A 9,267-nucleotide genomic window follows, 5' to 3' on the forward strand; every position below is an offset into this window, starting at 1 on the left:
ACACATGAGAGCCTTGGTAACTTGCCTCCGGCGATTTACCGCACTAAGTTGGAAAACTCCAGTTTAGAGGTGTGCCATTAAAGGGGAAGTGGACAATACCATCTACTTCCATGTTTTTCTCGAGTATATAAGGGCTTAATGAAATTACGGTTTTCACGTTCACAATTTATTTTATTTATGTGATTCCGCCATGACCTTGAATTATTTAGTCTAGTTTTATAGCCCATTGCTGATAATGGATTGAGTGATTTATGTGTAAACCCTGCTTCGAATATACTTAATCCTTCTTCAAGATCTGTTGACGCGAGTGAATACCCATATCCCCATAAACCGGCCAACGAGAGGCTTACTACAATTATGATATGCTTACCTGAGATGTTCATCCCATTCATCCTTAATATATTTCAAATCTCGATTTTTAAATCTGCAGATATTTGCCATGCACAAAAAAGCTAGCATTTTAATATTTATGTGACATGCAGCTTATGTTGCATAGTAGCAAACAGATCAGATAGCAGACACTCATCATAATATAGATGCGAATTGTGATGGGTGTCTGTGTTAGCCCCTTACTTATGAGTAATTGTTGATAAGTAGTTACACAAAATTAGTTACTGCCTCGAAGAATGAGCGGCAGCCAAGCACTTGACGTCATTTTTTATGGGCATGTTATGTTTCTATGTTCAACTCTGATTTACTTATTTTTCTAATCTGTTCTATAGCACTGCTAGTTTCACGAGAAATTCGGTAAAAGTGATCATCCCACTCTTCGTGCTCATCTGTCTTTGATAATTCAGACTTCAAATTTTTTATCGTGTCTTCTACCTTAGTATCAAGATAAATTGATTTAACTTCGATAATTTGAAACAGCGAAGATAATGCTTCTTCATATTTTATTTTTAACTTTTCAGCTTCTTCTCTTGTTGTAGGGTCATTTGCTTTTTCTTTGTATTCAGCTTTTTCTTTATTCCATTGCTCTAATAGAGTTCCATCATCGTGATTGTAATGAGACATATATGGATGTTGATGATTAATATACTCCCACTTTTCATACTCTGAAAGCTGGTGTGACACATAGCATTTAACATGAAATAAAAGCTCAAATACAACTTCGTATGCTTCTTGCTTTTTTACCCATACCTGTTGAGAGATCCAACTTTTGTTGGACAGCTTAGTTTTTATTCCCTCAACAAGACTTGTGTTTTGACTAAGTTGGCTCTTTAACTCAATAAAATCTTCTTTGTTGGCATAGTTCTTACCTTTTTCTTTAAAGTAAGATGCTAACCAACCACCAAAACCAGCACAAACTCCAACAACTATGTAAGTTGTTAAATCAAGAGATTGCTTGAACTGAATTGAGCTTAATACATCAATCAAATTTTGATTATTCATACGACCTAACTAAGAAACATAACACTTTAGTATTTATGCAACACGATGTTTGTGTTGCATAATCGCTTGTTGGACTGAGCCACCACCTGCTCGGTATGTCAGAGCAGGTGTCATTTATACTATGGCTTACTTAGAAAAAATAGGCTTTTTTGGAGGCTTTCACTTTCCTAGCTAGTGTAATCAGTTTAGCTAGTGTTATGTAAGCTTTCCCTGCATTGCTCAGCGCTTATTATGTCTTCATTACACCTAAATTAGCCTTAATAAGCAATTATATTTTTTAGACGTACAGAGGCCGCTAGCCTGAGCAATTAGGCAGGTTAAATAATATAATTAACGCTCAGGACTGTGATTTATAAAAGCTTTCTAACTTATCTAAAAAACCATACAGTTTTTGGTTCATTTCGTCATAGTTATGACTCAGTAAAACGTCTGGCTCATCTACAAATCGATACTGTAAAGCGTCACTGAGGTCGTCATTTTCAATCAGTAATGCGACGATATCTTTGGTAAATTCCATATGGCACTGAAAGCCGTATACTAGGTCTCTGTAGGCGACAATTTGCCTTGGGCACCCCGCGCTATATGCAATCACTTGTGATCCATTGGTGAGCCCCGGCATATCATTATGCCAATGACCGACATCCAACACTTTTCCAAAATGACTAAATAATGGATGTGTCATCCCAGCTTCCGTCAAGGTTATCGGGTATTTTCCTATTTCACGTTCAGGGCTAGGTTCAAATGTTGCATCTAATGCTTCACCAATGAGTTGCGACCCTAGGCATATACCAAGCACGACTTTTCCGGCGGTAATCGAGTTCAAGATGACCTCTTGCTCACCTTTTGTATCGAAGTGTGGGCATTGCTCAATAGTTGTTGACGGATCTTGAGGTCCTCCCATTACAATCAAAAAATCTAAGCCTTCGATATTTTTTGGGAGCGCTTCTCCTTGATAAACTCGCGAATAGGTAATGGTATGACCGCGTTTATTTGCCCATGATTCATAGGCGCCGGGCGCTTCAAAATGTTCATGAACGATAAAGTGAATATGCATCTTTGTGCCTTGTAATTAACGATAGGCTGTAGATGGTATATTAAATTTGGATGGCGTAATTTATACTAACAGACGTTTAATGTTGATAAGTCGCCAAGATGCAAGCTAATGACCTCATCAAAGGTTCACCTAATAAACAAATCATAACCAAAACGACGAATATGGCTTCTGGTTATATTGATGACTTTCACTCACATTTGTGGCATCAAATTGTGTTTCCTTTGCAGGGGCTGCTGCAATCAAGTATCGGCGATAAAAGCGGGATTGTTCCTCACAATGGCATGCTCTACATACCCGCAAATACAGTGCATAAATCCATAGCGATTACAAATACACAGTTTTTGGCGATTTACCTTAATCCCGACAAATATGTTCAGTATGGAGACAAACCAAAATCCTGTCTGGTAACGCCATTTATTAAAGCATTAATACTGCTTCTATTTGAAAACGAGACGCTCACTCAAGCAGAGTCCAATATCACACATTTGCTAACGGTATTGCGAGATCAGATCGAGATCGCAAACCGTTATGAAATACCTTTGCTCATACCTACCGATAAACGTCTTTTATCCATTTTCTTACAGCTTAAAGAGCAACCGGATCTACCATTTACTTTAAAGGAATGGGCAACAAAAGTGGGCGCTTCTGAGCGCACTTTGTCGCGATTGTGCTCAAGAGAGTTTTCCCAATCATTTTCACGGTGGAGACAAAATGTGAGGTTAGTTTTATCTTTGCAATTGTTAGAGTCGCAAAAGAGCATACAGGAAATTGCTATCGAGTTGGGGTACGCTTCTGACTCTGCGTTTGTGCAAGCGTTTAAGAAATTGTTTAACCAAACACCCAGAAAATACCGAATTGCCAACTTACAGCACAACGTAAATTTATTTTGAGCAACTTCTGCTGCTTGCTCGTGACTTGCGCTAGAGACGAAAGTATCTTATCGCGAATGCTTTTAAGTTCTTCCCGCTTTATGTAGTCTAGGTGGGATTTGATTATTGGAGGCATTTCGCGATGTTGCGAATTCTTTTATGTGCTAGCTTAGGATTAGCACCAAGTTTTGGGTTGGTTGCCAAAGAGGTAATGACCCCTGACAAGCTTTGGCAAGTAAAGCGCGTGAGTGCGCTTGGGTTATCTAAAGACAAAACCCATGTGATTTATCGAGTTACAACTCCTAGTGTTGAAAACAATGACTTTGATAGCAAAGTTTATCAAGTGCCGTTAAAGGGTGGGCTGTCCCAGCTTTTAAGCGCATATCAAGGGATATTGTCAGACGACAACATTTCGCCAGATGGCAGCAAAAAACTATTTCATGACACCGTCAATGTTGAAGCTGTGTTGGCGACGGATAGACATAAAGCACTTACGCAAGCAGATGCTTATGTGTTTGATGATTTAAATTACCGCCATTGGGATACCTGGAAAGACGGCAGTGTCAAACATGTGTTCTATCAGGACCTGACTACTGAAGAAAAAGTCGACATCATGAAAGGGATGCCTTTTGATAGTCCGACGTCACCATTTGGTGGTTCAAGCGATTATGTTTGGGGCCCTAAAGGTGAAAATATCTACTACGTCAGTAAAAAGCTGACTGGCGCAGAATATGCGAGCAGCACCAACACAGATATTTATCGTTATAACTTAGCCAGTAAGAAAACCACCAATCTAACCGAGCAAAACTTGGGTTATGATAAAAGCCCTGAGTTCTCATCGACAGGGTTGCTGGCTTTCTTACGTATGGATGAAGCGGGTAACGAGGCGGATAAAAATGACATTATCGTTAAGTTGGGTGACAGAGAAGTCAACTTAACTGCGCATTGGGACGGCACGGTAAGCAGTTTTGAGTGGAGTCATGATGGTAAGCATATTTATTTTATTGCACCAGTTGACGGAACAATCCAGCTATTTCAAGTAGCGGTGAACACCAAAACCAAAGCTAATCCAAAAATTAAGCAGCTAACTAAGGGCATGTTTGATGTAAATAGCATTGTCGCTGCCTTAGATGATCAGTTAGTGGTTACTCGCAATAGCATGAATCAAGCAAAAGAGATCTTCCGCTTTGATCTGAATAGTAAAAAGCTTGTTGCGCTGACAAATGTGAATGAGGCGTTTTATGCTGATTTGGATTTACCGAACGTTGAAAAGCGAATGGTGAAGACAAAAGACGGCGAAGACATGCTAACTTGGGTTATCTACCCACCTAATTTTGATAAGCGTAAGCAATATCCAACGCTGTTATACCTTCAAGGTGGTCCACAGTCGCCGTTATCACAGTTTTATTCCTTCCGCTGGAACTTCCAAGTGATGGCATCACAAGGCTACATTGTGGTTGCGCCAAACCGTCGTGGTATGCCAGGGCACGGTGTGAAATGGAACAAAGATATCAGCCAAGATTGGGGTGGTAAGGTAATGCAAGATTACCTTGACGCAATCGACGATGTTGCGAAAGAGTCATACGTTGACAACAAACGTATCGCGGCAGTTGGTGCAAGTTTTGGTGGTTATTCTGCGTTTTACTTAGCTGGCAATCATGATGGCCGCTTCAAAACTTTTATCGCGCACTGTGGCATTTTTGATTTGCGCAGTATGTACGGCACAACCGAAGAAATGTTCTTCGTGAACAACGAATTGGGTGGCGCGTACTGGGAGCAAAACAATGCGGCCATCAGCAAGGCATACAATCAGTTTAACCCAATCAGCTATGTGGATAAGTGGGATGCGCCTATGTTCGTGATCCATGGTGGTAAAGACTATCGTGTACCGCTGAGCCAAGGAATGCAAGCCTTCCAAGCCGCTAAACTACGAGGCTTGAAAAGCCGTTTTCTTTATTTCCCTGAAGAAAACCACTGGGTACTGACACCGCAAAACGGAATAGTCTGGCAGCGTGAATTCTTCAAGTGGTTAGAAGAAACTTTATAATTGATGTCACTACTAGTTAAGAAAATGCCAGATCGCACAGTTTGTAGTCTGGCATTTTTGTTTTGTAGTGTAACCTTGGCGCTGTACAAGTATTGATGTGCCTAAAAATTGGCGGCATATTGAATTAATCAAAGGAAAATAGAAGGAAAAATTAAATGATTAAAAGGATAATAAGTGGTTTTTGGTTACTTATGTTGGCTGTGAATACACAGGCAGCTGAAGAAGCGTTAACGATTGATAGTGTAGTGCCTAACAATATGGAACTGGCTTTTCCGAATGATGCCAATATTTACCCAGATATCAGTGACTTCAAGGTACTTAACGCGGTACTGATGAGTAACGAAAACGGTGAGCGCTGGGCAATGATCACGATTAAAAATCAATCGAGCGGGCGTCGGACATTAACACAAAAACACCTGCTGGCACTAACAGCTAACGGGCAAAGGATCGCGCCGATGAAGCTTTCTGAAAGCTTTGATGGCGGAGAAACGCTTTCACTCACACTGGCTTTCGGGGAAAATAAGTTTCCGTTGCTTAACGTGTATACGCGAAATTAATAAGCCTTAGTAGCATCACTTTTTACAACCATAGTCACTGTGCTAAACGTTGCGACTTAGGTAACCATGTTTGTTAGCACCTGATATTTAGCCTCTGACAAACTCCGATAGATCCACATCAGCAATTCATCAATTAAAAATAAGCAATGCATCAAGTTTTAAAAGTTTTTATTTCATAAGCTTACCCAAAAATGGAGAAAAGCATGAAAATACTTTTAAAAAGTTTGATGTGGTTAAATTGCGCGTTGTTTGCGTTAGTTACTCATGCTCAGATAGCCTCAAAATTACAGCATATCACTGTGAGTTCAAAGTTAGTGGGAGGGCCTGTTGATGTACAAATATATTTGCCTTTTGATTTTGATGTTAACCGAAAAGAGCCATACTCAACGCTTTATACAACTGCGGGAGAGAGCCGTTTTGATGTACTGAAAGCTGAAGTGGACTGGCTGAGTCACACTAGTTTTTCACCTATCCCGCAACTTGTGATCGTGCGAGTGCCCAAATTGAGTTTTGCTGGGGCTGACAAGTTATCTGACCAAGCGTATTTTGCCTTGCTAGCTCGCGTGTTAGCAAGTGAAGTTGAACCAACACTAATACGGCAATTTAATCTTTCGCCGTTTAAAGTCATTGAAGGGTACTCAAGCAGGGCGGCGATTGCCTTGAATTTATTAGGAGAAATGCCCGGGTATTTCCAAGGTGCAATATTGTCTGCGCCAATTTGGAATCACCTCCCCAAGCTACTAAAAGAGGATATTAGTGACAGCATCACCAAGGGCAAGCTCACCAATAACCTATATATCAGCCTTGGCAGCTTTGATGAAAATAGACCGTTTTTTGCTGCGCTTGCCGTTTCAAAACGACACCAACACCTGATGCTAGAAGACTTAAGTCAATATCATTATCATGTTGGCGCACAGCTAGCGCTAAGACATGGATTACAACATATTCTTGGTGCAATAAAGCTTCAAGATTATGCTCAATTTGAAAAATTAGGCCTGAATGGGTTGCGAGAATATCACCAAAAACTAGAACAGCGCTATGGGTACTCGATTGATATTAAGGCCAATCAGCTTGCTCTAGGGCAATATTTATTCGCGCAAGGCAATACAGCACTTGGAAAAAACGTGCTTGATGAACTACTTGCGACTATGCCTAACTCTGTAATTTACAATTTACGTTATGGACAGACTCTTTTGAATGCGGGCGATACAACACAAGCAACACTTCAGCTAAAGCGTGCCTTGCTGCTAGCAACAGAGCAAAAAAATGAAGAAGCCAAGCAGTATATTGAACAAGTATTGTCTCGGCTTTAGCATTATTAAGAGTAATATAAAGGTGGCGCACATGTGTGAGCCACCTTTATATTAGTGGTTTTCTGGTTCTGTTATTTTTACTTTAACTTGGTTTGCGCTAAGTGTTTTTGGTGAGTCAGCTAAAACCTTAAAAGGATGTAGTTGAACATCTGTGATCAAGCGAGTCTGCTCGTCGGATTTGCCCAATATGTCCAAAACTTGCGTGTTGACGTTATAGCGCCAGATAGTCGCCTGTTTGTCGGGAATAATCAGCTCATTCCCACGTAGGTAAAAACGCCAATGCAAGGTAATTTTGTCTGTTATTAGCTGTGGTTTGAGCGAATTGTTGACGAGTACTTTTAAGTTTGGCTCATCTGGTGTGGCTATATAGACAGTACCGTTTTGCTGTATTTGTGCCCAGTGAACCTGCCCCTGATAAAGTGGCTGTTTATGGTTGGTTACAGGGTCGAAAAGTACTAGCTGTTCATCGCCAAGATCATTGATGAGAAGGTAGTTACTTCCTTTTATTTCAATTGATTGCATTATAATTTGCTTTTCAAATAAAGCAGGAAAAACTTCAACGCCAGTGACTAAATTGATTTTCAGTAAACTTTGTTTTGATGCTGCCCACAATTGTTTACCATCGGCTGTCCAAACAAAAGACGAAATATGTTTGTTATGGGTGAGCGGGATCTCTTGCTGTTCTTGCTTTAACCAAACTTCATTGGTGCCTGTACGATTAGAGAGAAATGCAATGGCATTTCCACTTGGTTGGAATTGCCCTGATAGCTCGTCGTAGTGGCTGATTGTAAGTCGGCTTGTAGAGAGGTTGTCTTGAATATTAATCTGCTTTTGTTCTCGAACTAGTGTCGCTAAATAGCTATTACCTTTAATGTATTCAGTGATGTAAAACGATTCTGAGCCGATTGCCGGAATGGCTTGTACAAGCTTGAGGTTTTGAAAAATATAGAGCGCAGATGCGGTTGAAAGTATGTGTGTTGTATCTGGCCCTTCTACTAACATCAACGAACGGTCTAATTCTACATCAGACAATTTTTCTTGTTGAAGAAGAAAAAGCTCGTTTTCTTTGCTAATCATATAACTAGAGAGATAAGCCTCTTCATCTGGATCTTGGGTGAGTAAAGTAAGTTGATCCTCATTAAATGAGGACGCTAAAATTGTTGCTGCTATAGGTAAAGAAGTAAATGTGACTGAGTCTGAGTGCGGAGTAAAAAGGGCATACTCGTTATTGGCGATAAGTAACACTTGATGACCAACCCAGTAGGCTTGCCGCACTTCGTTATTTAAGCAAGGAGAGATCACTTTTCTGGCAGCAAATCTTGGTAACACGACGATAGCTTGATGACACTTAGCTTGTGATTTTGTTTTGCGTGTTTCAATGAGTACTGCTTTTTTACCCTCTTTGTTAAGCTGAGGTTTGCCAACAAAATCCAATGCACGGGTAACTAACTTAGTTGTTTGGAAATCCAAATCCTTTACTTTTAGTTCCGCTGCTTGCGGTGTTCTGGCCACATATAATAACCTTCTACCTGAGGTGAGTGTCGCAGTGCTCTCCAACTCCAATCCGTAACTTACAGGTGTAACCTCTGAAAGTTGGAAATTAGCTTTTGGCATAGTTGAATAGCTAAACAATATACCGAAGAGGATGATGAAACCTGCGAAATAGAGAGCATAGGTTCTCAGCTTTTGGCTTAAATTAGTATGCTGCTCCCCAATCTGTAAACGATAGCCCTTTTTATGAAAAGTCTGGATAATACGTTTATCACTATCTCCAAGTAGTTTTCTAAGCTGAGCGATGCATCGTTGAAGGGCATTTGGGGCGACGACGGTATTTTGCCATACAGAATTAAGTAGGTGCTCTTGCGTAACAAGCGTGCCGCGATGCTGATAAAGTATTTCAAGTACTGCCAGCACCTTAGCCTCTAATTTGATTGTCTTGTCACCTTCCCATAAAATGAGACATGCATAATTGGAGTTTTCTGCAATCATTAAAGCAGGAGACTAACTATGAAAAAATCACGTTTTACCGAATCAC

7 protein-coding genes are annotated in these 9,267 nt (G+C 40.3%); 4 read left to right on the forward strand and 3 right to left on the reverse strand.

What is annotated here, in order from left to right; genetic code table 11:
• Window positions 1–669: 669 nt before the first annotated feature.
• Window positions 670–1,392 (reverse strand): hypothetical protein, encoded by a 723-nt coding sequence (locus tag MHN32_RS22935; protein WP_239422911.1) that lies wholly within the window; start codon window positions 1,390–1,392, stop codon window positions 670–672.
• 337 nt (window positions 1,393–1,729) lie between these two features.
• Window positions 1,730–2,446: a type 1 glutamine amidotransferase gene (locus tag MHN32_RS22940; RefSeq protein ID WP_239422912.1), complete on the reverse strand. Its 717-nt coding sequence runs from the start codon at window positions 2,444–2,446 to the stop codon at window positions 1,730–1,732.
• 98 nt (window positions 2,447–2,544) lie between these two features.
• On the opposite strand from MHN32_RS22940, the gene MHN32_RS22945 reads away from it, so the two are divergent.
• The 4 genes from MHN32_RS22945 to MHN32_RS22960 all read left to right on the forward strand — a co-directional run bounded on the left by MHN32_RS22945 (window position 2,545) and on the right by MHN32_RS22960 (window position 7,232).
• On the forward strand, window positions 2,545–3,336 hold the full coding sequence (locus MHN32_RS22945; RefSeq protein ID WP_010603751.1) for an AraC family transcriptional regulator: 792 nt from the start codon (window positions 2,545–2,547) through the stop codon (window positions 3,334–3,336).
• A 121-nt stretch (window positions 3,337–3,457) separates the two neighbouring features.
• Window positions 3,458–5,362 carry a S9 family peptidase gene (locus tag MHN32_RS22950; RefSeq protein ID WP_239422913.1) on the forward strand — a complete coding sequence of 635 codons (1,905 nt, stop codon included), beginning with the start codon at window positions 3,458–3,460 and terminating at the stop codon, window positions 5,360–5,362.
• Window positions 5,363–5,517: 155 nt separating this feature from the next.
• Window positions 5,518–5,919 (forward strand): hypothetical protein, encoded by a 402-nt coding sequence (locus MHN32_RS22955; RefSeq protein ID WP_102058384.1) that lies wholly within the window; start codon window positions 5,518–5,520, stop codon window positions 5,917–5,919.
• Between the two features lie 203 nt (window positions 5,920–6,122).
• On the forward strand, window positions 6,123–7,232 hold the full coding sequence (locus MHN32_RS22960) for an alpha/beta hydrolase-fold protein (RefSeq protein ID WP_239422914.1): 1,110 nt from the start codon (window positions 6,123–6,125) through the stop codon (window positions 7,230–7,232).
• Between the two features lie 51 nt (window positions 7,233–7,283).
• Here the strand turns inward: MHN32_RS22960 and MHN32_RS22965 are convergent, their stop codons facing one another.
• On the reverse strand, window positions 7,284–9,221 hold the full coding sequence (locus tag MHN32_RS22965; protein ID WP_239422915.1) for a winged helix-turn-helix domain-containing protein: 1,938 nt from the start codon (window positions 9,219–9,221) through the stop codon (window positions 7,284–7,286).
• Between the last annotated feature and the right edge of the window lie 46 nt (window positions 9,222–9,267).

It is taken from the genome of Pseudoalteromonas sp. Of11M-6 (assembly GCF_022347905.1).
In the GTDB taxonomy this organism is placed as follows: Bacteria; Pseudomonadota; Gammaproteobacteria; order Enterobacterales; family Alteromonadaceae; genus Pseudoalteromonas.

Excerpts from the sequence above, each read along its gene's own strand:
- MHN32_RS22935 (WP_239422911.1), bottom strand. The coding sequence starts at position 1,392 with ATGAATAATCAAAATTTGATTGATGTATTAAGCTCAATTCAGTTCAAG.
- MHN32_RS22940 (WP_239422912.1), bottom strand. The coding sequence starts at position 2,446 with ATGCATATTCACTTTATCGTTCATGAACATTTTGAAGCGCCCGGCGCC.
- MHN32_RS22945 (WP_010603751.1), top strand. The coding sequence starts at position 2,545 with ATGCAAGCTAATGACCTCATCAAAGGTTCACCTAATAAACAAATCATA.
- MHN32_RS22950 (WP_239422913.1), top strand. The coding sequence starts at position 3,458 with ATGTTGCGAATTCTTTTATGTGCTAGCTTAGGATTAGCACCAAGTTTT.
- MHN32_RS22955 (WP_102058384.1), top strand. The coding sequence starts at position 5,518 with ATGATTAAAAGGATAATAAGTGGTTTTTGGTTACTTATGTTGGCTGTG.
- MHN32_RS22960 (WP_239422914.1), top strand. The coding sequence starts at position 6,123 with ATGAAAATACTTTTAAAAAGTTTGATGTGGTTAAATTGCGCGTTGTTT.
- MHN32_RS22965 (WP_239422915.1), bottom strand. The coding sequence starts at position 9,221 with ATGATTGCAGAAAACTCCAATTATGCATGTCTCATTTTATGGGAAGGT.